The sequence below is a fragment of the Nitritalea sp. genome (assembly GCF_054166705.1).
In genome coordinates this window covers 492,227-516,695 of record NZ_JBSZCV010000015.1, presented here as the reverse complement: position 1 = coordinate 516,695, position 24,469 = coordinate 492,227, and the positions used below count along the sequence as shown (strand labels likewise).

The 24,469-nt window shown below is 47.2% G+C and carries 19 protein-coding genes; 13 read left to right on the top strand and 6 right to left on the bottom strand.

All coding sequences use genetic code 11. The annotated features are described in order from the left end of the window. The first annotated feature begins 550 nt into the window (after positions 1–550). Positions 551–883, top strand: coding sequence for a hypothetical protein (locus tag ACXIT9_RS12175; RefSeq protein WP_458056499.1), 333 nt, complete (start codon positions 551–553; stop codon positions 881–883). Between the two features lie 817 nt (positions 884–1,700). Here the strand turns inward: ACXIT9_RS12175 and ACXIT9_RS12170 are convergent. From ACXIT9_RS12170 to ACXIT9_RS12160, 3 genes are all read right to left on the bottom strand, one after another. Next, positions 1,701–2,816 (bottom strand): AEC family transporter, encoded by a 1,116-nt coding sequence (locus tag ACXIT9_RS12170; protein WP_458056498.1) that lies wholly within the window; start codon positions 2,814–2,816, stop codon positions 1,701–1,703. An 11-nt stretch (positions 2,817–2,827) separates the two neighbouring features. After that, the gene (locus ACXIT9_RS12165) at positions 2,828–3,982 is read right to left on the bottom strand and encodes a pyridoxal phosphate-dependent aminotransferase (RefSeq protein ID WP_458056497.1); all 1,155 of its coding nucleotides are present in this window, start codon (positions 3,980–3,982) and stop codon (positions 2,828–2,830) included. A gap of 332 nt (positions 3,983–4,314) precedes the next feature. Continuing rightward, complete coding sequence (locus ACXIT9_RS12160; protein ID WP_458056496.1) at positions 4,315–5,958, bottom strand: sodium/sugar symporter; 1,644 nt, start codon at positions 5,956–5,958, stop codon at positions 4,315–4,317. 893 nt (positions 5,959–6,851) lie between these two features. Here ACXIT9_RS12160 and ACXIT9_RS12155 point away from each other — a divergent pair. Next, positions 6,852–7,559 (top strand): hypothetical protein, encoded by a 708-nt coding sequence (locus ACXIT9_RS12155; RefSeq protein WP_458056495.1) that lies wholly within the window; start codon positions 6,852–6,854, stop codon positions 7,557–7,559. Positions 7,560–7,724: 165 nt separating this feature from the next. On the opposite strand, the gene ACXIT9_RS12150 is transcribed toward ACXIT9_RS12155, so the two are convergent. Then, positions 7,725–10,538 (bottom strand): prolyl oligopeptidase family serine peptidase, encoded by a 2,814-nt coding sequence (locus tag ACXIT9_RS12150; protein WP_458056494.1) that lies wholly within the window; start codon positions 10,536–10,538, stop codon positions 7,725–7,727. A gap of 126 nt (positions 10,539–10,664) precedes the next feature. Beyond that, complete coding sequence (locus tag ACXIT9_RS12145) at positions 10,665–12,590, bottom strand: M14 family metallopeptidase (protein WP_458056493.1); 1,926 nt, start codon at positions 12,588–12,590, stop codon at positions 10,665–10,667. A gap of 389 nt (positions 12,591–12,979) precedes the next feature. Between ACXIT9_RS12145 and ACXIT9_RS12140 the strand changes: the two genes are divergently transcribed. The 10 genes from ACXIT9_RS12140 (at position 12,980) to ACXIT9_RS12095 (ending at position 21,752) form a co-directional block, all read left to right on the top strand. Further along, positions 12,980–13,456, top strand: a complete 477-nt coding sequence (locus ACXIT9_RS12140) for an Lrp/AsnC ligand binding domain-containing protein (RefSeq protein WP_009054717.1) — start codon at positions 12,980–12,982, stop codon at positions 13,454–13,456. Between the two features lie 241 nt (positions 13,457–13,697). Continuing rightward, positions 13,698–15,143, top strand: coding sequence for a Fe-S cluster assembly protein SufB (sufB, locus tag ACXIT9_RS12135; RefSeq protein ID WP_458056492.1), 1,446 nt, complete (start codon positions 13,698–13,700; stop codon positions 15,141–15,143). 96 nt (positions 15,144–15,239) lie between these two features. After that, positions 15,240–16,004, top strand: a complete 765-nt coding sequence (sufC, locus tag ACXIT9_RS12130; RefSeq protein ID WP_458056491.1) for a Fe-S cluster assembly ATPase SufC — start codon at positions 15,240–15,242, stop codon at positions 16,002–16,004. A 30-nt stretch (positions 16,005–16,034) separates the two neighbouring features. After that, positions 16,035–17,300: a Fe-S cluster assembly protein SufD gene (gene sufD / locus ACXIT9_RS12125; protein ID WP_458056490.1), complete on the top strand. Its 1,266-nt coding sequence runs from the start codon at positions 16,035–16,037 to the stop codon at positions 17,298–17,300. 3 nt (positions 17,301–17,303) lie between these two features. After that, complete coding sequence (locus ACXIT9_RS12120; protein WP_458056489.1) at positions 17,304–18,530, top strand: aminotransferase class V-fold PLP-dependent enzyme; 1,227 nt, start codon at positions 17,304–17,306, stop codon at positions 18,528–18,530. After that, positions 18,527–18,958 (top strand): SufE family protein, encoded by a 432-nt coding sequence (locus tag ACXIT9_RS12115; RefSeq protein WP_458056488.1) that lies wholly within the window; start codon positions 18,527–18,529, stop codon positions 18,956–18,958. The genes ACXIT9_RS12120 and ACXIT9_RS12115 overlap by 4 nt, the downstream gene beginning before the upstream one ends. A gap of 14 nt (positions 18,959–18,972) precedes the next feature. Then, positions 18,973–19,302: a DUF59 domain-containing protein gene (locus ACXIT9_RS12110; protein WP_009054728.1), complete on the top strand. Its 330-nt coding sequence runs from the start codon at positions 18,973–18,975 to the stop codon at positions 19,300–19,302. 22 nt (positions 19,303–19,324) lie between these two features. Then, the gene (locus ACXIT9_RS12105; RefSeq protein ID WP_458056487.1) at positions 19,325–19,744 is read left to right on the top strand and encodes a BrxA/BrxB family bacilliredoxin; all 420 of its coding nucleotides are present in this window, start codon (positions 19,325–19,327) and stop codon (positions 19,742–19,744) included. Between the two features lie 306 nt (positions 19,745–20,050). After that, positions 20,051–21,337 carry a citrate synthase gene (locus ACXIT9_RS12100; RefSeq protein ID WP_458056486.1) on the top strand — a complete coding sequence of 429 codons (1,287 nt, stop codon included), beginning with the start codon at positions 20,051–20,053 and terminating at the stop codon, positions 21,335–21,337. Between the two features lie 154 nt (positions 21,338–21,491). Continuing rightward, on the top strand, positions 21,492–21,752 hold the full coding sequence (locus ACXIT9_RS12095) for an acyl-CoA-binding protein (RefSeq protein WP_458056485.1): 261 nt from the start codon (positions 21,492–21,494) through the stop codon (positions 21,750–21,752). A gap of 59 nt (positions 21,753–21,811) precedes the next feature. Here the strand turns inward: ACXIT9_RS12095 and ACXIT9_RS12090 are convergent, their stop codons facing one another. Continuing rightward, positions 21,812–22,342 (bottom strand): CIA30 family protein, encoded by a 531-nt coding sequence (locus tag ACXIT9_RS12090; RefSeq protein ID WP_458056484.1) that lies wholly within the window; start codon positions 22,340–22,342, stop codon positions 21,812–21,814. Between the two features lie 343 nt (positions 22,343–22,685). Between ACXIT9_RS12090 and ACXIT9_RS12085 the strand changes: the two genes are divergently transcribed. Then, a complete protein-coding gene (locus ACXIT9_RS12085; RefSeq protein WP_458056483.1) occupies positions 22,686–24,407 on the top strand; it encodes a DEAD/DEAH box helicase in 1,722 nt (573 codons plus the stop codon). Positions 24,408–24,469: the final 62 nt, after the last annotated feature.

Genomic DNA, 24,469 nt, shown 5'->3' with positions numbered 1-24,469 from the left:
TATTGGGCTTTCTGCGAACAAACATGACTAAAAGTACTAAAAAAATACCTCTGGGACACCCGATTTAACAACACTAAAATTGTAAATAATTAAATATCAACCATTTAATTAAAAATGGGACTGACGACTGTCGAAGTCAGGTGCATAGGTTAGGAGAAAGGATAAGAACCTGCCGGAGACTGGATCTTTTTTAATTCTCCTACGGTGTTAGGCTTTTAATTTCGGAAAATGATAGAAAAATTCATTTAGAATTAATCTAAATAAATGTTGCGCATTTCATCCGCGTGCTGCATCTTTGTACTGTATAGAATTAATCTAAATAACCAGAACAGATTGTTTTCATGCACGCATGGTTGGACAGGAAATAGATCGGAGGAGCGGAGGCTTTACCCCCTATTTTCCACGAAGTAGGAGAAGATTTATTTCCCAGCTATGCATTCTAAAGTCCTAGGTTCGGCCCTAAAGAGAAAAACATGCTCGATTGGGTTTATTTGTGATGCTTTTCAAAGAAGGGCTGAACGCTAGGCGCTAGGAATTAACGAAAGAAAAGATGGAGGAAAATTGTGCACAAAAAATTTTAGCAGAATCCTACTGCTATACCATCACCCAGTGTCAGGTGTGTGGCAACATCCAAATCCACGATGGCATTTATGTTTTTGGCTTTACCCCACAGGCTTTACGTGCCTGGGTCAAAGAAATTTTGACCTTAGACTTTGACCGCCGCTGTAGGTATGATGGGGACATCCCCTACTTGCAGCTCTATGCTCCCTTGCATCAGTACGAGTATTTGTTTTTCCGCGACCAGTTTGAGGAGTACCAAGATCTTTTGGGTCAAACCTTAGCGATTTTGGATGCTTATGCCATCGTATCGCCTCAGGTATAGGTAGCAGAGGAGGTTACCGTTCGCAATAGAGTGGCCGTGGCTACATCCGATACGCCTACTGGCGTGATTTTTCATCGAAGTCCTTGATATTTTTTAGCCCGGCCTCTTTTTTACCCATCAAAACCCAAGCAGCACAAGTTATTTGGTGGCGGAGTCTCAGATAGCCACATGGCTTCAATAGGCGGATTACAGGCGATTCCCCATCTTTAGCCCGAGCAGGAACGATCCGTCGCGGTACATCTATTCTAAACCGTGCGGAATCAAAACATAGGAAACAGCCATCTTCGCGTCAATCGCATCGCGTGGGGATTATCGATTAATTAGGGGGCCAACACAGCACTATTTATCACCTATTAAAAATTTACAACCAACCCCTTAAATTTCCAATAGCGCTTACCTCATTTTTTTAGAAAGCCTCCACCCAAAGGATTCTACAGCGATGTTCACCTTTGGGCGAAGCCCAAAACGGACATCGCTACTTATTTTCAAAAATAGCACATCTCCCCCCAAAATGTTCGTTTGCTTTCTTTTCCTTTCGTTTCTATGTTCGTTTGCTTTCTTTTCCTTTCGTTTCCTTTCTTTTTTACCCAAACCCGTGTTCGTTTGCTTTCTTTTCCTTTCTTTTTAAAAAAATGCGAAAAATGCATGCTTCAATCTCTGTAAACAGACCCCTATCCCACCAGCGCTCTCCTTCCCTTGTTACCATCCACCTCCCCGTATGAGGACCAAAAAAAAAGACAAGCACCTGCTTGCCTTTTTTCACTTATACACACTTATAGTAGGGCCTAGACCCCTCCTATCACATCAAAACCACTATTTACTTTACCTTCTCCGCCAGCACCTCCTCCGATCGCCAGGTCACGTGACCAAGCCACTTGAGCAGCAGCGGCATAGCAGCCAACAGCATAAACGCCACCCCCGTTCCGAGCAAGACCCAAGGCTGCACAAACAAACCGCCGGAAGTAAAGACCGCCATAATGAGTAGAGTGGAGAAAGGAAGCGATACCGCCAACACATTAATTCCCAGCGTCAAATCAAAGGTCTGCCGCTTGCTGTCCGGATGCTGCTCGCGCTCCAAAGCCCGAACCGCCGACATATGCGCAAAAGGCCAAAAACTACAGGCTGACTGCGGAAATACTACCACAAATAGTAGCGCTGCCTCAGAGGGAAGGGGGACAAAAAGTACAATCAAACCACTAAGTAGAAAGGTCACCCCCGCCCTAAGAGTCAACAAAGACGCTATCATCCGAATTTGAGCCCACTTAAACACGACTGCTACCCCGATAAAGAGCAGCACCAATGGCGTCATCATATTCTTCATCATCAGCACCGCATCGCCTAAGTACACAGGCAGCCGCTCTAAATTCAGTCCAAAACCCAGTAAAATTAGCGCCGTCACGATCACTAAATTGATCGGCTCCTTTAACATCGCGAAAAGCAGCGACTTGACCTTCTCGCCATTTGACTGGGCCTGCAGCTGATGCGTGCCATAGAACCATTTCATCGCCAGCAGATAGGCAATGACCAGCACGAAGAGCTTATTGCCGATATCGGCTAAAGCCCCCCAGGCCAGGTACTCATCCCCCAGATATTCCGCTAAAAATGGAAAACAAGAGAGACCCGGCGCTAAAGAGGGTAACAAAAGCATAAGTGTCCGCATTTCTGCCGTACGCGGCGCCACCCCAAAAAAGGGCAGCACATAGCATGAAAACAGCAGCATAAACACATTAAAAAGCAAAGCCGCCACCGGCAAAACCAGCAGGTCCGCCTGCACCTCGATCTTTAAGAGCGCCACGAAAATCATCGCCGGAAGTGCGATGTCTAAAATGATGATCTTCAACCCGTTTTTCTGCTCCTCCTTCAGGAACTTTTGCTTCAGCAAAAAGCCTAAGCCGATAAGCAAGAGCAGCGAAAGGGTTTTCTGTAAAGCCATGCTCATCACTATCAGGCCGTTACTTGCTTAAAAGATTCTACGAACAACTTCATCTCCTCCATAGTCCCCATACTTACGCGGCACCATGTCTTGTCATATAAGTTGTACGTTTTCACCGCCACTCCTTTCTCATACATACCCCGCATAAACGGTTGGCTTTCCATGGCGATCGGAAAGATCAAAAAAGAGGTGTAAGAAGGTATAAAGGAATAACCTAACCCTTTAACCGCCTCAGTGGTAAACGCCCGCGATTCCATATTCCAGTCCCGGCACTTGGCTAAAAAGCTTTCCTGCTGCACACTCGCAATAGCTCCCTTCAGCGAAGTCAAGCATAGTCCCATCGTGCCCCGAACCATAGAAGTGATTCGTTCGATACGCTCTGGAGTCGCCACCAGATAACCGATACGTAGCCCTGCCATGCCATGGATTTTACTAAACGTCCGCGCCACCATCACATCATGCCCCTCCTTCACTAGACCCGCCATGGTCTGCTCCTCCGGGTCCGCCATAAACTCCAGGTAAGCCTCGTCCACAAACACCGGCGTCTTCTTGGCTGCCTGCCGGCAAAAATCCTTCAGTGCCGTCGCGTCCGTAATAGAACCTGTGGGATTATTGGGATTACAGATGTAGACCAACTTAGTCTCCGAATCGATGGCCTCCTGCATGGCAGACAGGTCATGGGCATAGTCCGTAGTCAGCGCCACTGGCTTCCAAACCCCACCCATACGCTGGGCCGTGTTCATGAGCGACATGTAGGACACATCCGCAGAGACGACATTGCCCCCTCCCATAAACTGTACGATGGCCGTTTTTTCCAGTAAATCAGTGGAACCCGGCCCCAAAAGGATGTTCTCAGGCGCCACTCCCTCCTTTTCTGCCAGCATTTTAATTAGTGTGGCCGCATCGCCATGCCCGTAGCGATTGCCCATAGAAGCCGACTCTACGATAGCCTTAATTACTTCCGGGGCAGGCCCAAAGGCATTTTCATTCGAGTTCAACTTGGCCAAAATCCGTGGCTCCTCCATGCTGAAATTCGGTACAATCTCCCGAACCAGCGTTTTGGCCGTAGCGCGCTGTGTAGAAAAATGATTGATCCCGAAGGTCATCGCGCCCGCGACTAGTAGACTGGAACGCATCCAATCTCTTCTGCTTACTGATGTTTTCATCTTTGTGCTGTGGTTGTCCCCTACCCCTCTCCTGATCTTTTACCCCTCTACTAGAAGATGCAACAAAGAAAAAGGGAATAGTGGTTTGGTTTTAAACTTCTTTTGGTTTCTTTTATGTAAATCTGATTATTATTAGTCATAAAAGCAACCGCAAAAGCTACTTATTACTATTTTTTTTACGCAGGCGGCATTTTTTTAAAGCATTCATAAATTTAAATGAGACCACTGGCACTAGACGGGTTCTTTGGCCTAGGGGCCAAAAAAAACCTCCTGTCCGATCCAAGCGAATCTGACAGGAGGTAAGAAAAAACGGTGGCTAGGCTACCACATGCTTACCAAAACACCAAGTACAGGGCAGCGATGATGCCTGTGATCAAGAAGGCGCCTACCTTAAAGCCGTAGCTGGTGCTAAACAAGTCACCCGACACATCGATGGACTTGGGATGATCCTTGCCCTTCCCTTCGACTAAGCTGATCAGCACCATGAGCGTAACGATAACCAGAAAGACCACACCCATACGGTCCAGAAAAGGCAGTCCAGGCACGTAGTACTGAAGTAAAGCTGAAAGCGGGATGCTAAGGCCAGCACCCACCAGTGCAGCATTCGCAGTCGTTTTCTTCCAGAAGACGCCTAAAAAGAAGATCGCAAAAATCCCCGGGGAGATGAAGCCGGTGTATTCCTGAATAAACTGAAAGGCCTGATCCAGCTGCCCGAGCTGCGGGGCGATAAGTGCGGCCACCAGAAAGGCTACCACGGCCGTAATCCTACCTACCGTCACTTGCTTGGTCTGGGAGGCCTTTTGATCGATGTATTTCGTGTAAATGTCCATGGTAAAGATGGTGGAGGTACTGTTCGCCATAGATGCAAGGCTGGAGACGATCGCGGCGGTGAGCGCCGCAAAGGAAAGACCTTTTAAGCCCGTCGGAAGCAACTGAAGCAATGTTGGATAAGCGCGATCCGCTTTCGTAAGCCCGGTGATGGGGTCCTGCATAGAGGCTATAAAGGGAGCATCGATACCATTTTTTACGATGACCCAGGCAGCGATTCCCGGGACAACGACGATAAGCGGCATCAAAAGTTTAAGAAATCCAGCGAATACCATTCCCTTTTGAGCTTCATCCAGACTTTTGGCCGCCAAGGCCCGCTGTGTGATGTACTGGTTAAAGCCCCAATAGCTAAGATTCGCCACCCACATGCCCCCTACAAGGACGGAAATTCCCGGTAAGTCCATATAAGCATCCTTCATGCCTCCTTTACCGTCTGAAATCAACATTTCCCCTGTGGAGAAAATCATGGAAAAGTGTCCCGGCACCTCTTGACGTAAAAGGCTGAGCCCCTCCCAAGCATCTCCCTGGCCAACGAGCGAAAGGGAAATATAGGTCGTAGCCAGACCTCCCGCCACAAGAAAAAACACTTGGACCACGTCCGTCCAAGCTACCGCCTTCAATCCTCCGTAAATCGAATAGAGCATCGCGAAAAGGGCTAAACCCAAGATCCCATAGGGCAAGGGCACATCTAAAATGGTATTGAGCGTCAGCGCCCCCAGGTAGAGTACAGAAGTAAGGTTCACGAAGACATACAGCAAAAGCCAAAAGATGGCCATAGTGGTGCGCACGCGTGCATCATAGCGATCTAATAGAAAGCCCGGCATCGTGTAGATGCCCTTTTTTATGTAAACGGGCAAGAAAAAAATAGCCACTACGAGCAAGGTAGCCGCCGCCATCCACTCGTAGCTGGCGATAGCCAGCCCCATCGCAAAACCACTGCCCGACATGCCGATAAATTGTTCTGCCGAAATATTCGAAGCGATGAGGGAAGCGCCTACCGCCCACCATGGTAGCGATTTAGAGGCTAAAAAATAGTCTTGGGAATTTTTTTCATGTCCTTTTTTTTCTCGGGAGACATAAATGCCCAAACCGATAATCAGGCAGCAGTAGCCGATAAAGACGATCAGGTCAATAGGTTCAAGTAACATAGGTTTACAGTAAGATGAGTTGTTTGCCAAAAAGCTAATTTCAAATATAGGCCTTTCCGCTATTTTTCAACTCATTTTAGTGGTAATTATGCGTTTTGGACTACTTTTTCTCGGCTGGCCTTCTACTTTAGCGCTTGTCCATGGGAGACTGTTCTTTCCTGTGATTTTGTATAACCCCTTGTATTGGGACTTTAAACATGCGATGCAGCGAGTGAATGGCTTCGAATTAACTGCTTACGAGCTTTTCTTGCACATACACATAAACAAAAGCTATGAGTAAAGAAATTAAATAGTAGTGCAGATCGAATGAAGGCTGACTTCTATTAAACAAATAATAAATGAGACCAAATGAAACAGAGAAAAATATTAGTTTTGAACTAAATTTAAAATCCGAATCTGTCAAATTCAGAAGATAAAAAACTATTGAAAACGCTACGGGAATAGTAATGAGAACCACCTGATTTCCCAAAGAACTAGATAGACTGGATTGGAATAAAAACACAAGTAGAAACACAACCATATTCATCCATGCTTTTACGCTATTACTTTTAAACTTCATGATAAATTTTAATTAAGCAGGCTCAAAAGTAATTTTGAGCCCGCGGACTACTTATATGCAGTAAACCACCGTTAGATAGCATAGAAATTTGCTGATTCATCATATTCCAAAGTAAAGGAGCTTCCGATTTTTGTACTGGACGAAAGGAAAAATTTGAAATGTTCTTGGCGCCATTCCCACGCGTTCCCATAAATTCCAGTTTTCCCATTCGGCGCCCGCCATGGCCTGATGCCCACTCGCTGGATCTCTATTTTTTCAGTGGAAAAAAACATTTAGGCAATCCCCTTTTACTTTTTTTCGTACTTTTACTGCCTAAAGCGTAATCAGCATCTGCATGAAGAAAATAATACTTTTCGCCTTGCTTCTCATCGGTGTTCAAAGCACCCAGCAGCTTCAGGCACAGAAAACACGTAACCACATGGCCTACAGCATCGGAGGCTCCTACATGTACGGGAATAATACGGGTGATTTCTCCACCTTTACCTTTACCCCTAGCATCGTCGGAGGGGTTACCTACAACAGACAACTTTCCGAACGCATGGACTTTCGGGTGAATGCCTTTGGCCAGCATATTAACTCCGGAGGGCATGACCGCCTTGGTATTTGGCGCACGCGCCAATGGGAGGCTTTGGGACTCCCTTTTGACTTCAAAGGCTTCGGCTTAGGAGGTGATATCATGCCTACCTATAACTTCCATCCAAATAAGGCCGGACAAGTGGGGAGTAGCTTGAACGTCTACATGGGCCTCGGCGTAGGCTTCTTAAATGTATGGCGCACCGAGCAGCTTCAAGTGGAAAATGAGATCGTAGAAAGAAATGCCAGTACGGCGGCAGCTTACATTCCTTTCCGGATCGGTGTAAATACGAACTTTGATTTCGAGTGGGATTATGCCATCGAACTGGGCCTTCTAACCAGCACCTCCGACCTACTTGATGGAAATGATTTTGGCAACAAGTCCCTGCCTGTAGATATGCTCGTGCAACTGCAGTTCAAAGTGATTCGTTATATCGGCGTCGCTAATCGTAAGTCCACGTCTCGATAAACCCCTGACTTCTAGTTATTCCTGTGAAGAAAATTTCTCTTCCATAAAAAAAACCACCTGTTCTGAAATGATAGGTGGTTTTTTCGATTTTATAGGGTGCTGGAGAGCCAAAAAAACGGTCGGAGCTTGCACCCCGACCGTACTAGTGGATTTCTCCAACCTATCTTATAAACTATCTTCTTCCGCTAGCTCATACTTGAGCGTACGGCCCTTCTCCACTGCTGGCAGCCCTTCAGTCATCCAAAGCGGTGCAGGAGCGCCCTTCAAGTAATGATCGAAGAACTGAGACAAACGGATAGAAAGGTCTTTACGGTTTTTGCGCAAGCGCAAATTATGATCTTCCCCGTTATACTGCAACAGCCATGCCGGCTTATCTAAACGCTTCAGTGCCATAAACATCTCGATGCCTTGGTACCATGGCACTGCGCCATCTTCATCATTATGCATGATTAATACAGGTGTATTTACCCGATCCATATAGAACAGTGGACTATTTTCCAGGTAATAGAGGGGCTTTTCCCAAAGCGTTCCGCCGATACGCGACTGCGTCTGCTCATACTGGAACATGCGGCTCATGCCCGTTCCCCAGCGAATTCCACCATATGCAGAAGTCATGTTCACCACAGGAGCACCCGAGCCCGCAGCCTTAAACATATTGGTCTGCGTGATCAAATAAGCTACCTGGTAACCACCCCAACTTTGGCCCTGAATGGCCATGTTGTCCGTGTCCACAAATCCTTTCGCTGCCACCGTCTGCACACCTGGAATGATACAATTAAAGGCAGAAGGCCCTGGCAGCCCTAACTCATACTTGATATCCGGCACGAAAACGAGATAATCGTTGCTGACAAAATACGGGATATTCACCGTAGATGCACTTGGCGCCGGCGAGCGGTAGCTATGCAAGCCATCACTATTTCGCTCATAAAAATACACCATCATCGGATACTTTTTATTCGCATCGAAGTTCTCTGGCTTAAATAGCAGCCCCTGAAGTGGTGAACCATCGTTAGCCACATAATCGACCAGCTCTACAGAACCCCACTTGATACCCGACTGCCATGGATTGGCATCTGTCACCCGGTCCATACGCCCTAAATTCGCATCGGTGAGGTAAATATTCGGGTATTCCTGATAGGTGGAACGTCGCACGATATATACTTCAGCCTCCTCTGCCTTCGCAAAACCTACATAACGGTGTGGGCTCATGATAATTTCCTGAGGACTTGCCTGTTTGGCCGCCTCTAAACGGTAGAAACCATTATCCTTCTTGGTCTCATGAAAAGCAGACAGATACATCGGCGTCTTCATGGAGAAGCCTTCTTCCTCTTTTTCGATCGACAAACGTCGGAAAGTAAGCATCTTCTGACGTCCTTCTCCTTTCGTGATATTCACCGGAGCCTGGCGACCACTTGGGTCTAGCAGCCACATATCGTACTTGTCGTACACGATAAAGCCGCCATCTTTCTCTGCCCAGCCACCGCTGCCATAACTACCCGGCAGCGAGGGGGAATCATGTAGTTCATTATAAAAAGCGACATCTACGTTCTTCGTCAAGGCACGAATGGTACCGGTCTTAACTTCATACCCATACCAAGCACTATCACGGCTGTCATACCATGCCGCAAAGTTCCCCGTAGGAGAAAGTTGTGGTACGCCAGACATATTTTTCCCAATCAGCGTCTTCGCTCCAGTCTCCAAGTTGACCAAGTACACATCACGTCCGATCTGAATGTCCCAGCTGTAGCTTCTGCGGTAGGGGCTATCATCTGTGGCGATGCCAAAGGGATGCGACGCATTACGGGAAGCCATCACCGTATTGAGCTCTCCTTCCCCGATTTGATAGAGGCGTTTGTCCTTGATGTTGTAGCCCGCTAAAAAGGTTTTGTTCGCTTCTCTCCTGGCATTGCGTAGTTGCATCGGCTGGATTTCCGCATCCTGCCAGCCCCAAATATCCAATTTGACACGGTCTTCATCCAAAATCGTGGTATCGTCCTCATACGCGAAAGACTTGTAATCCTCCAGCACACCGAAGTGTAGGCGTTTCTCATCCTTGCTGAAATAAGGTGCGGAGGCCTTATCCAGGCGCCCTGAAGCCATTAGGCCTGGCGACTTTTCATCGGCCACCTTGTTGAGCTGCCCCTTTTTCACCTCGTACAAGTAAAGGCTGTAATACGGTTTTTTGGCCTTCGCCGAATCCAGAGTCGTCAAATAGGTTAAAAAGCTACCTTCCTCTGAGAAATTGACACCGAAATAGCCCGTTTTCTCCGTATCGATGGCCTTTTCCGCCCCAGACTTCAGGTCTACCAGGTAGAGGCCTGTGTTTTTAAGGGTGTCCGCCTTATCCTGTACATAATAAAACTGATCCCCCTCCTTCGTAAAACCATAGGAAAGTACCCGCTCAAATTCCTTTTTCGTACCTGATTTCAGGTCGCGCAATTCCAAGCGCGTACCGTCCGTCTTCGGAGTCTTTAGCTTTTTCGTACTATCGGCAGGATCTGTTTTCGCCGGCTCTTTTTCGAACAAAATGGCCAGCCACTCTGCCTTTTCTTCTGGCATGCTGAAGGATTTTACCAGCGGAAGCTTCTCCGCATTACCCGTGGCTAGGTTGAGGATAAACAAGCTATCTTTTGGCATCTCCTTTTTCTTACGCAGCTTCAGCATACGAATGCTATCCTTTTCGGCCTCTATTTTGCCTACGGCAAAGCTCCCTGCCGCGGAAAAAGACCAGTTTTTCACCCGCGGTATTGTGTAGCGCTTTTGCAGATCGCCCGAAGCGACGATCTCTAGGCGACCATCACCCTCCTGCGGGCTAATCTGGTAGCCCATCCAGCGGCCATCCTTGGTGAGCGTACTGCCCCCGACTGATTCCCAGCCATCATAGTCATCATGCGTCAGGGAACGCTTCTGCTGTGCCCATGCCTCGGATCCGCTGAGAATCAGGGCACAAAACAGCCATACGTAATAATTTTTTTTCATATTCAGTTCTATTTTAATACAAATAAGCCAGCCTCGGGCAGAAAGCTTTCATGCTTTTATGCAAACGGGAGAATACTTACATAAGTACCCTCCCGTTTTTAGCGCTTTCTTTAAGGAATATCCCAACTAGCGGCCGATTTTAATTTTTTGTTCCATTTGGCCGCCACGAGTAGACAGGAGGCGAACCGTAGCCTCCGCCCCGGAAATCCCCTGCAGGCGTACGCGGAAACGGACCGACTTACGCTCACCAGCATCGGTGTAGCCAGCATAAATGGTTTTATCTAGCACCTCTGGAGAAAGTACCTGCACCTGAGCCGCTTCATAGCCCTTCGTCAGCTCTGAGTCGAAGCGCAGCTGTACCCGATCCTCTTGCACAATTTTGACCAGCTTTGCCTGCTCCAGAGCGGTAGGCAACTTGCCTTCGTTTATCCAGGCCACCTCGACCTCATAGGTGTCGGTGTCCACCTCATGGATGCTCACGTCCTCGAGGCGGAGTAGCGGCAGGTCTTTGGCCAGGGCCAAATTAAACAGAGACTGCCGTTCTAGCCAACCCTCCAGCTGCCAAGGAGGCCCATTCTGAGCGAAAAATTTGGGATGAAATCCCCCGATCTCCACCTCACCAAGCTGGGGATGCAGGAACTTCTCCCAGTCCTTAAAGCCATTTCCACCATTTTCCTCATCGTCCCAGCGGAGGGCATCGTAATCGTCCAGCACCCCATCGCCATCATAGTCCTTCATGGCGCCATTATTCCACAGCTCATCTCCATACCAGATGGCACCGTAGTAAAAATAGCCGAAATCCGGCCCATGCCCGAAGAGCGGATTGGGCTTCAGGGGGTCTCCTGTTATACGGTTCACCTTATAGCGCGTAGCATACGTCTCATATACATCCCCCGCCCAGGGATAGCCGGTGATTTCCATGCCCAGCGCATCGTACTTCTCGTAGAGCAGGCGATCCTTTTCGAACATGCTCTCCTCACTTTTCGAGGTGCTCGGCGGACGCAGGTGCATGGGGACCCGAGTATCCAGAGAGTTGACGACCGAGATATTCGGATGGCTCAGGAGCCAAAGCACTGTAGCGCGGGTTTCGATCTCACTTAGCGGGTAATCTCCGGCTCCCCACTGCGTATAGCCCCTACCCGTTTGCTCCACCCCCGGCATGGGGCGCCAGTTTTCGGGATAGTTACGGTGCAAGTCTAAGCCGCCGATTCCGTCTTCGTTATACTTGCCATCGCCATCATTATCGATGCCTTCGGTGTACATGAGCCAGTCACCCTTCCCCGCCAGCACGCGCTGCATCAGGCGCCCAGAAGGATCACGGGGATCTAAAATGTAATTGGCCTCCTTTTTTTCGGCCTCCGTCACCGCTTTCTTACGCATCATATGGATGATACCATCGCCGTTTAAATCCTCCTCGGGATCCTCATCGAAGAGCCCGTCACCATCCGTATCGAAAGGGCGAACCGTGCTGCGATTGCGCTGCTCGGTAAACAAGTAGAGGTTCGTGCCATCTGGATTATTCTGTGGACGTAAATAAATGGCTTTGGTATCGATCAGGTGCGTGATCTCGGGGTCTTTGCCGTAATTTTCAAGCAGGTACTGGGTCATCCATAACACCGTTTCGCTGGCCGTGACCTCACCTCCGTGGCGCCCACCTTCGAAAAAAGCCGCCGGCTTATCGGTATGCTTGCCCGTCTTTTTATTGGTTAGCGTCATCTGCAGGATGGGCCGCCCCTCATAGGATTTGGCCACCTCATAGACCGAAACCAGGTCGGGATACTGCTTTTCCCACTCCCGGTACCAGTGGTACATCACATCGGGGGTATGATAACGATCGAAGGTGAGGCGCTCACCAGGGCTGTACTCCACCTCCGGAAAGCGAAACTTTTTAAAATACGAACGGCCGTGGCGCTTGCCGTCTACCGTATAAAAAGCATCCTCAGCGGTGTGCTCAGGAAAGACTTGGGCTGGCGCCAATGTCCACTCTTGTGCCCAGGCGGAACTTCCGAGGCCCAACATGCCTGCTGCCAGCAGGGAAATAGATAGTTTCATAAGCTAAACATCACTTTACATCAAAAATAAAGGGTCACGGAGGCACCTCCTTTACCGTTAATATAATAGTCTGCCAGAAAAAGGGCCGAAAAACAAAAAAGTCTTGCCAGCGACAAGACTCTTTTCAGAATATAAACCCAAATATAACTTTAGAGATTAAAAGTTTCGCATAATTAAATACTTGCAGAATGCCGAGAAATACGCCCGAATCAGAATATAGTAAAACATTACAAATGCGAGGCAAAATTAAAATTCTCTCTCTATCTGAAATTCAAAATAAATGATAAAAATCTAGATTTACAAATTGAAAAAAAAGTTTTGCATTATTTTATCTATTTCATAATTTACAGTCCGATTCATTAACGGTCGTCTAATAACCCCTTAAAATAATGGAGAAAAATTTAGATATTGACAATGTAGACCTGAAGATCATCTCCCTCCTAAATGATGATGCGAAGACCCCGTACACCGAGATAGCCAAGAAAGTGTTCGTCTCCTCAGGTACTGTTCACGTAAGAATGCGCAAGCTAGAAGATATGGGGATCGTAAAAAGCGCCACCCTAAACATCGACTTCTCGAAACTCGGCTACGACATCTCCGCTTTCTTAGGCATTTACCTCGAGAAAAGCTCCCTGTATGATGCAGTGATCGAAAAGCTGAAAGAAATTTCCGAAGTCATTAATGCCTATTACACGACAGGTAATTACAGCATCTTTGCGAAAATCATTTGTAAGGACACCAATCACCTACGCACGGTGCTGGATAATATCCAAAAGGTAGATGGCATCGACCGCACCGAAACCCTTATCGTGCTGGAAGAAAGCATTAACCGCCCCATCCAGTTTTTCGACAAACCGATAAAGTAACTATTTAGATTAAATCTAAATAAATTTTTTACTGAAATTTAAGAAGAAAACCTATCATTTCTTCTGTAGGCCGCTTACGCACAGTAGGCGGCTTTTTCTTTTTTATTCTCTTGTTTTACAATTACTTACCTTATTTTTAACCCCCTTTTTATCAAAAAATAAACCTACTGTGAACATTATTTTTTGGATTAATGTTCTACTTTTGCATCACAAACTGTAATTAGTCTAAATAACTCACCTCATGAGCAAGGATAACCAAATATTAGAAGAATTCACGGGAAAAGATTACGAGCATGGCTGGTCTGTAAATTACGAAGCAGACGAGGCTCCTGCTGGTCTTAACGAGGATATCATTCGCTGGATTTCAGCTAAAAAAGAGGAGCCTACTTGGTTACTAGAGTGGCGCCTAAAAGCATATAAAACCTGGCTAGCCATGGAAGAGCCAGCGTGGGCGAATGTGCGCTATCCGAAGGTAGATTTTAACGCGCTCATCTATTATTCTGCACCTAAACAGAAAACGAAGCCAAAATCGCTCGATGAGGTGGATCCTGAATTATTAGACATTTATAAACGCTTAGGCATCTCTTTAAATGAACAAAAACGACTGCAAGGAATCGCAGTAGATGCAGTACTAGATTCTGTCTCGGTAGGAACTACTTTTAAGGAAACCCTAAAAGAAAAAGGCATCATCTTCTGTTCCTTCTCTGAAGCGGTCCAAGAACACCCTGAGCTCGTGAAAAAATATTTGGGCAGTGTGGTTCCGATGACGGACAACTACTATGCTGCGCTGAATTCAGCTGTGTTTTCTGATGGCTCTTTCTGTTACATTCCGAAAGGGGTACGCTGTCCGATGGAGCTTTCTACTTATTTTCGAATCAATGCAGCCAATACGGGGCAGTTCGAGCGGACCCTTATCGTAGCCGAAGACGAAAGTTATGTTTCTTATTTAGAAGGCTGCACGGCTCCACAGCGAGATGAAAATCAGTTGCACGCCGCCGTAGTAGAAATCTATGCGGGTGCGAAAGCAGAGGTAAAATATTCGACCGTACAGAACTGGTTCCCGGGCGACAAAGAAGGCAAAGGCGGTATTTACAACTTCGTAACGAAGCGTGGAATTTGTGCAGGCGATTACAGTAAAATTTCTTGGACGCAGGTAGAGACAGGCTCTGCGGTGACCTGGAAATACCCTTCTTGTATCTTAAAGGGCGATCACAGCATCGGTGAATTTTATTCGGTAGCGGTGACCAACAACTACCAGCAGGCAGATACGGGTACGAAGATGATCCATATCGGGAAGAACACCAAATCCCGCATCGTGTCGAAAGGTATTTCTGCGGGTCATTCCCAAAATTCGTATCGTGGACAGGTGCAGGTGATGAAGCGTGCAGATAATGCACGTAATTTCTCTCAATGTGACTCCTTACTCATGGGGAGCCTTTGCGGAGCACATACCTTCCCCTACATCGATATCCAAAATAAAAGCGCTCAAGTAGAGCATGAGGCCACCACTTCTAAAATCGGTGAAGATCAACTCTTCTACTGTAACCAGCGCGGCATCGCTACAGAAGATGCCGTAGCCCTTATCGTGAATGGTTACGCTAAAGAGGTGCTCAACCAGCTTCCTATGGAGTTCGCCGTGGAGGCTCAGAAACTCTTGGCACTTACGCTGGAAGGCTCTGTCGGGTAAAGCGCATTGTATAGAGTGGAGACCACTGTGTGTTTCCCTCCTGCTCAAACTTTTATCCATTTAGTTCATATATTCAATTTATATTCTGAAACCATCATGTTATTATCTATAAAAAATTTACACGCTGAAATCGAGGGAAGCCCGATCCTAAAAGGAATTAATTTAGAAGTAAAAGCAGGCGAAGTCCATGCCATCATGGGGCCAAATGGCTCGGGTAAGTCTACGCTTGCCTCTGTTTTAGCAGGTAGAGAGGAGTATGAAGTAACCGCCGGAGAAATCCTGTTTCAGGGCAAAGACTTGTTAGAGCTATCCCCAGAGGATCGTGCCCGGGAAGGGGTCTTTTTAGCTTTCCAATATCCCGTGGAGATTCCCGGTGTGAGTACCACTAATTTTTTACGAACAGCAGTCAACCAAGTGCGCGAGTACCGGGGTCAGGAGCCATTAGATGCCGTGAAATTCCTTACGTTAATGAAAGAGAAAATGAAGCTGGTAGAAATCGATCAGAAGTTACTCAGCCGTTCTTTAAATGAGGGTTTCTCAGGTGGTGAGAAAAAGCGTAATGAAATTTTCCAAATGGCCATGCTGGAGCCTACCCTCGCCGTTTTGGATGAGACCGATAGCGGATTGGATATCGATGCCCTCCGCATCGTATCACACGGTGTGAATCAATTAAAAAGCCCGAATAATGCCACTATCGTCGTGACCCACTACCAGCGTCTTCTGGACTACATCGTACCGGATTTCGTGCACGTTCTCTACAATGGTAAAATCGTCAAATCAGGCACCAAAGAACTCGCGTTAGAGTTGGAAGAAAAGGGATACGATTGGATAAAAGCGGAAGCAGATGCCGCTACTGCATAAGCATTTAGAGGATAAAGACGTAAGCACACCATGACGACATTAGCAAAGGAAAAAACCTTGAACCTGCTCACGGAGGAAACACTTCCGGCCGGCTTCGTAGCACTACGAACTGCAGCCCAAGCACGGTTACTCGAGCAGGGACTGCCGAAGGCCAAGGACGAAGAATATAAATTTACGGCGATTACCAAGCGTTTGCAAGGCTTGCAGCATCCAGAGCGTGCAGAAGCGCTCAACTTAACAGCGGCTTTTGTGGACCGATTTCGCTATCCCCAGCATGAAGGAGACATTCTAGTCTTTAATAATGGCACCTTCGACCCGAAACATTCCCGCATCGCTTCTTCCATCGAGGTAAGTGAGGTACAAGAAGACGATCCACTCTTTGGGAGCATTGTCAAGTTGGAAGCCGATCCCTTTATTTGCCTGAACACAGCGCAATTTGTGAAAGCACTCCGCATCCATGTGGCAGCGAATACCCAAGTGGAGAAACCGATTCTCCTGCTTCATTTTCACCAGCTGAATAAGGGCGCCTCCATTCCGAGCCGTATTTTAATCCAGCTGGAAAAGCATGCGGAAGCCCATTTTGTGGAGCAAAGCGTGCATTTAGATGAGCAGGCTACGTTTGTCAACATGGTAACGGAGGTACGCGCAGAGGCTGGCGCACAGGGAAGCTATAACCGCCTGCAGATCGAAAATGAGGACACTATCGCTGTAAATAATTTTGCTGCCGACATCCACAGAGATGCCGTCTTTACCCATTCCTGCATTTCCCTCCAAGGGGGCATGCTGCGAAATAACCTGTTCTTAAACCTAAAAGAGAGCGGCTGCACGGGTAATATGTTTGGCCTATACGCCCTGACGGGCAAAAGCCACGTGGATAACCACACGAATGTGGACCATATGAAGGCACATGCCGACTCGAATGAGTTGTATAAGGGCATCGTAGCCGACCAAGCTCGGGCAGTCTTTAACGGAAAGATTTTTGTCCGGCAGGACGCCCAAAAGACCAATGCCTTCCAGCAGAACAACAACATTCTGCTATCTGATGAGGCCACGGTGAACACGAAGCCGCAGCTCGAAATCTGGGCTGACGATGTCAAGTGTTCGCATGGCTGTACCATTGGGCAGTTAGATGAGGAGGCTTTATTTTATTTACAAGCCAGAGGTATCGATAAGGTTTCCGCGCGTGCGTTACTCCTCTATGCCTTCGCGGGCGAGGTGCTGGAGCGCATCCCAGTGGCGTCTTTTAGGGACCATTTAATCGAGTTACTCGAGGAAAGACTTCTGGCGAAAAGCTAAACTATGCAAAAACTAGATCTTACAGCTATCCGAGCGGAGTTTCCGGTTTTACACCAGGAGGTGCATGGAAAGCCTTTGGTGTACTTGGATAATGCCGCCACGACACAGAAACCCCTCGCTGTTTTACAGGCTTTAGACCAGTATTACAAGCGGGATAATGCGAATATCCACCGCGGCGCACATGCCCTAGCAGATCGGGCCACAGGGCATTTCGAGCAGACCCGAAAGCGTGTAGCGCAGTTTATCGGAGCCGCTGAGGATCGCGAAATTATCTTCACGAAGGGCACCACCGAGAGCATCAACTTGGTGGCCGCTTCCTTCGGGGAGCGCTTTGTGGAGCCGGGAGATGAGATCGTCATCACGGCTATGGAACACCATGCGAACATCGTGCCCTGGCAGCTATTGTGCCAGCGAAAGGGGGCTGTTTTACGTGTGATTCCTGTGCTGGCGGACGGCACCTTAGATCAGGCAGCGGCGGCGGCCCTCATCGGACCAAAGACCAAGCTGCTCGCTTTTGTACACGCTAGTAATGCGCTGGGCACTATAAATCCTGCTGAATACCTCATCGCGCTGGCCCGGAAACAGGGCGCCTATGTTTTGGTAGATGGCGCGCAGAGTGCCTCCCACCTCCAGGTCGACGTGCAGGCACTGGACTGTGACTTCTTCGTCTTTTCAGCACACAAGTTATATGGTCCTACAGGATTAGGGTTTCTATATGGAAAAGCGGCGCTTTTAGAAGAGATGCCTCCTTATCAGGGAGGTGGTGAGATGATTCGGGAGGTGAGTTTCGAACAGACGACCTTTAATGATATCCCCTTTAAGTTTGAGGCGGGCACACCGAATATTGCCGATGTCATCGCTTTTAGCGAAGCCTTAAGCTTTATCGAGCAGCACGGAAAAGCCGCCATTAAGGCCCATGAAGATGCCCTACTCCAGCAGGTTGTGGCCGAGTTAGCAGACGTAAAAGGGATTTTGCCGCTAGGCACTGCTGCGCAAAAGGTGAGTGTCTTTTCTTTTAACATTCAGCACATGCACCCCTTCGATGTGGGACAAATGCTTGACGCAGGTGGAATCGCTGTACGGACGGGACATCACTGCACACAGCCACTGATGGCACATTACGGGCTGGAAGGAACTGTTCGGGCCTCTTTTGCCGTTTACAATACCGAAGAAGAAGTGGAGCGCTTCACGGCCGCAGTTCGGAGAATTGCAAAATTGAAAAACAAATGAGTAAATTAAGCAGTGTGCAGGACGAAATAATCGGGGAATTCGAAATTCTGGGAGACGATAAAGAGTCCACGATTTTCTACATTATGGAACTGGGCGGGCAGCTACCTCTGATGCCGGAATCGGAGAAGACCGAAGAGCATATCATTAAAGGCTGCCAGTCGAAAGTATGGTTGACGGCTCATTTACAAGACGATCGAGTGCACTTTCTGGCTGACAGTAATACAGACATTACGAAGGGCTTGATCAGTCTCTTAATCCGTGTGTATTCGGGTCAGCGTCCGCAGGATATCTTAGCGGAGGAGCTTTATTTCTTAGATAAAATCGGGATGGGTAGCATCATCGGCTCGCAGCGATCGAATGGCTTAGCAGCTATGATCAAACAGATGAAGCGCTATGCGCTGGCCTACCAAACCCAAATAAATGCATAAAAAAGACCAAAGAGATGAGTGACGTAGCGGAAATAGCGAAAGACAAGCTGAAGGAAAAGGTGGTACAAGCCATCAAGCAGGTCTATGATCCGGAGATTCCGGTAGATGTGTACGAGCTGGGATTGATTTATGAGATTACGGTCTATCCGGTGAATAATGTGTATGTACTGATGACCTTGACGAGCCCTAACTGTCCGTCTGCGGAATTTATTCCTTCGGAGATTAAAGATAAAATTCAACAAGTACCCGGAATCAATAATGTGGAGTTAGAGCTTACGTTTGACCCGCCTTATAGTCAAGATATGATGTCTGAGGCGGCCAAGCTAGAGCTAGGCTTTCTATGAACCTTTAAAATAAACCAATACGATGTATCCAGAGGATTTAATCGCCCCGATGCGTGCCGAACTGGCTGACGCGGGCTTTCAGGAATTTAAGACAGGTGAGGCAGTAAGCAGTCACCTAGCAGCACATAAGGGAACGACACTTTTCGTGGTTAACTCCGTTTGCGGCTGTGCCGCGGGTGCAGCACGTCCAGGCGTTCGCTACGCGGTGGAGCAGAGTGATGTAAAACCGGATGTGTTAGCCACGGTTTTTGCAGGTAATGATGTCGATGCGGTCAAGACCCTTCGTGAGGCTTGCTTACCGTATCCTCCTTCTTCTCCAGCCATGGCCTTATTTAAGGATGGAGAGCTAGTACATTTTATCGAGAGACATCATATCGAAGGTCGAAATGCGAAGATGATCGGCGACCATTTAGTCGAAGTATTCAATCATTTCTGTAAGTAAAAAAGGACCCTCCTCGGAGGGTCTTTTTTTTTGCTAAATAGCTATACGTATCTCGAAATCGATGACGAAAGAAATAGCAGGTCGCCGTATCCTTTACTGGACGGAATAGTTTCTCCTTATCATTTTTCACAGAATTTATAAAGATAAGCGGTCAATGTATGCGAAAGAACGGCATGAATCCTTGTACCTACACTAAAAACAGCGACAAGAAACATAGCATAAAATCCATTCGTTTTGCGTAACTTAAAGCCGCGAAACACAGTTATATCTTTTGAATCATTAATCAATTCATTAAAAATAAACCTTATGTCCGAAATAGCTAAGTTATCTTACGGAGGTAAAGAATTTGAACTCCCGGTAACCGAGGGAACAGAAAACGAAAAAGCAATCGACATTGCGAAACTGCGTGGCGCTTCTGGCTTAATCACCTTAGACCCAGGGTTTAAGAATACGGGATCTACGAAAAGTGCCATCACATTTTTGGACGGAGAGAAGGGTATTTTACGGTACAGAGGCTACCGCATCGAAGATTTAGCAGAGAAGTCTACCTTCCTAGAGGTGGCCTATCTCCTTATTTACGGAGAGCTTCCCACGCAGGAGGAGTATGCTAAGTTTTCTAAGGACATCACCCATCACACACTTGTTCATGAAGACATCAAGAAGATTTTAGATGGATTTCCATCCAATGCACACCCGATGGGCGTACTTTCTTCTTTAATCTGTTCTTTGTCTGCTTTCTATCCGGAATCTTTAAATCCAAACAGAGATAAAGAATCGGTCAATTTAAGCATTATCCGCTTACTGGCGAAAATGCCTACATTTGCAGCTTGGGCCTATAAAAATGAGGTAGGACATCCGGTTAACTATCCAGATAATAGCTTGGACTACTGTTCCAACTTCTTAAAAATGATGTTCGCGCTACCTGCTGAGCGCTATGAAGTGGATCCAGTCGTGGCCAAAGCCTTAGACCAGCTCCTTATTCTACATGCAGATCACGAGCAAAACTGCTCTACTTCTACTGTTCGTGTGGTAGGCTCCTCTCAGGCAAGTATCTACGCGTCTATTTCTGCGGGCATTAATGCCCTTTGGGGTCCTCTCCATGGTGGAGCGAATCAATCCGTGATTGAAATGCTCGATCAAATCAAAGCAGACGGCGGTGACACGAAGAAATTCTTAGACAAAGCGAAAGACAAAGATGATCCTTTCCGCCTCATGGGCTTCGGACATCGCGTCTACAAGAACTTCGATCCAAGAGCGAAAATCATCAAGAAAGCTGCCGATGATGTGTTGAGCAAACTAGGCACGAACGATCCTATCTTAGATATCGCGAAAGAGCTCGAGTATGCAGCACTTAATGATCAGTATTTTGTCGATCGTAAGTTATATCCAAACGTAGACTTCTACTCGGGTATCATCTACAGAGCTTTAGGCATTCCTACAGATATGTTTACCGTGATGTTTGCACTCGGTCGTCTACCCGGATGGATCGCCCAGTGGAAAGAAATGAGAGAAAATGGCGAGCCTATCGGCCGACCAAGACAGGTCTATGTAGGAGCTACTGAGCGTGACTATGTAACGATGAACAAGCGTTAATTCTAGTAGCGCAGTTACCCTTTCATTCGTATGGAAAAGCCTTATACATTACGTGTGAGGCTTTTCTTTTTCCCTATTTTCCCGATATGTAATGGCATCTCCTTTCTGAAAATCATGTATATTTGGAAACTAGTATTTATAAAACAAGTTTACTATGAGCATCGAAACGTTAGAGCAGGCGATGGCTGCTACCAAAACCTTCACAGAAAAGCCCAGTAATGAGGAACTCCTTCAGCTATACAGCTTATACAAACAAGCAACTGTGGGGGACAATTCAGAAGATGCGCCGAGTGGGTTCAACTTTGTGGCGGCAGCCAAACATAATGCTTGGGAAAAGTTAAAAGGCATGCCCCAGGAAGAGGCGAGCGAAAAATACATTGCCTTGGTCAAAAGTTTGCAGCCTAAATACAGCTGATGCTGTTTATAGGATACGATACAGGTAGGAAGCCTAGTGTTTTCCTACCTTTTTTTCGTTTAATAAAACTTAATATAGTCGACGGCCAGTGCAAAAGGGCCTTCCTGCTTGTCGAATAGCATAATACCGATTCTTCGTACCGAGCCAAGCACTGCAGGATCGATGCCTTGGCGCACTGCATTTCCCATACGCGTAATTTCAAAATCCCGCAGGGGCACCCGAACGGTACGCCACTCCCCCACTTCTCCCTCAGCGGAAAACTGGGTACGCACTTTAGGTAAGTACCAAGCGGTTTCTGGCTCTAAAAGCAGATCAAAAGTACGGTCGGTCTGCGCTTGAAAGCGGATCTCTAGCATGGAAAAGCCAGACAGGTCGTAAAGGGCAGTAGCACTGCGAATAGATACGAAGCCACCGTTATTGCGCAGCGACACGTCACCCTCGAACAGCAAAGCATCCGCCGATAGCTGGACCTTGGACTGAGAACGTCCGCCCATCACACCGTCGTTGATAATGGACCATTCGCCAAAAGATTTTTCAGCACCGAAATCAAAAAGCAATGGCTGCTGAGCAGAAACACGAGCTACTGACATATAGATACAGAAAAAAAGATACACACGATACATAAAGTCTAAACACCTCTTCGGGGGGCAATTGTTTGAAGGAAGTATGAGCGCTGGTATGCAACCCCGAAAAAAACTTCGTCGCAAGAGATTCAAAGGATTAATCCCTGTTTTCAAAAGTTCCTTTTGAATTTAACCGAACAAAAAGCCTCAAATAAAATATATTTTTACAGAAGATTTGGATAAGCCATTTTTTCTCCTTACTTTTGCATCATAATTAAATCATAAGACTTTTCACGCTGTGATTTCCTTTCGGTTCTGTCGTCAAACACTAGGGTTAAGGAGTACATGGCAAGAAAAGAAAGGAAAATTCATGGAAAATACAATTTTATTCACTGACCTTGGTGTGTCTGAAGAGATACTAAAGGCAGTAGAAGCGATGGGCTATGTCCATCCCTCAGCTATTCAAGCACAATCTATCCCTTTCTTACTAAACGGAGAAGATGTTATCGGCCAGGCGCAAACAGGAACGGGTAAAACGGCCTCCTTCGCTATTCCGATTATCGACTTAGTAGACCCTAACGTAAACGCACCGCAGGCATTAATTTTATGTCCTACTCGGGAATTAGCGGTACAGGTTGAAGGTGAAATCGTTAAATTAGCTAAATTTAAGCGTGGCATACACTCGACCTGTATTTACGGAGGTGAGTCTATCGACAGGCAGATCCGCAGCTTAAAGCGTGGTGTGCAGATCGTAGTGGGAACTCCGGGTCGTATCATGGACCACATGAGCCGAGGCACCTTAAAGTTACAAGAAGTGCGGATGGTCGTTCTCGATGAAGCGGATGAAATGCTCGATATGGGCTTCCGCGATGACATCGAAGCGATTCTAAGTGAAACACCGGAAGAGCGTCAGACGGTTTTCTTCTCGGCTACTATGCCAAAACCTATCTTAGAACTAACACGAAAGTACCAGCGTGATCCTCAAATCGTTAAGGTGCTTCGCAAAGAACTTACAGTAGAAAATATTTCTCAGGTTTATTACGAAGTAAAGCCTTCCCTACGTGTAGAACTTATGGCTCGCTTAATGGACCTGTCCAACTATAAGTTGAGCGTCGTTTTCTGTAACACCAAGCGTGCGGCAGATGAAGTAACGGAAGCTTTAATTGCAAAAGGAATCATGGCGGAAGCCCTGCACGGAGACCTTTCCCAAGGACAGCGCAGTAAGGTAATGGCTAAATTCCGTAAGGGAACCTGCAGCGTTCTCGTAGCTACCGACGTGGCAGCGCGTGGTATCGATGTAGACGATGTAGAGGCTGTTTTCAATTATGACCTACCGCTGGACGAAGAAAACTATGTGCACAGAATCGGTAGAACGGGTCGTGCAGGTAAGTCTGGAGCAGCGATTAGCTTCGTAACAGGCAGAAAAGACAGCTACCGTCTTCGCGACCTGGAGCGTTTTATCAAAACAGGCATTGAGAAACAAAACCCACCGAGTGTGGCAGAGCTCTTGGAGCTCAAAAAGGAGCAAGTTGCGAAAGATGTCTATCGAGCCATCTCTAAAGAAGAAGACAACCAATTATTCGAAGAGACCATCGGCAAATTGTTGGCTGAAGGCTTAACAATCGAACAAGTGGCTCTGGGTCTAATGAAGCTTCAGTTCGGAGATGTCATGAAAGATACCAAAGAGCAAAATTTCGAGCTAGATTTAGGTGGTGGAAGAGAGCGTGGCAAGCGTGATCGCTTCGAAAGAGGCGGTGACCGTGATGGTGGCCGTGGCCGTGATCGCTTCGGAAAAAGTGGCCCCGCTGCACGTCGCGGCGATAAGCCCGCACGCTCAGGTGTCGCCCGTGATGCTAACATGGCGCGTCTCTTTATCAGCTTAGGTAAAAAAGACCGTATCCGTCCAAATGATATCGTAGGTGCCATCGCTGGCGAAACAGGTGTTCCTGGACGCAGCATCGGAGGCATTGATATTTTTGATAATTTCTCGTTCGTGGATGTGCCTTCTAAGGACGCTGCTCATGTGATCAAAGTCATGAAGCAAAACACGATTAAAGGAAAAACGATCAACATCGAAATTTCGAAAGGTTAAATAAATAAGGTTAATGGTTAGTAAAGCGCCTTCTCACCCGTGGAAAAGGCGTCTTTTTTTGC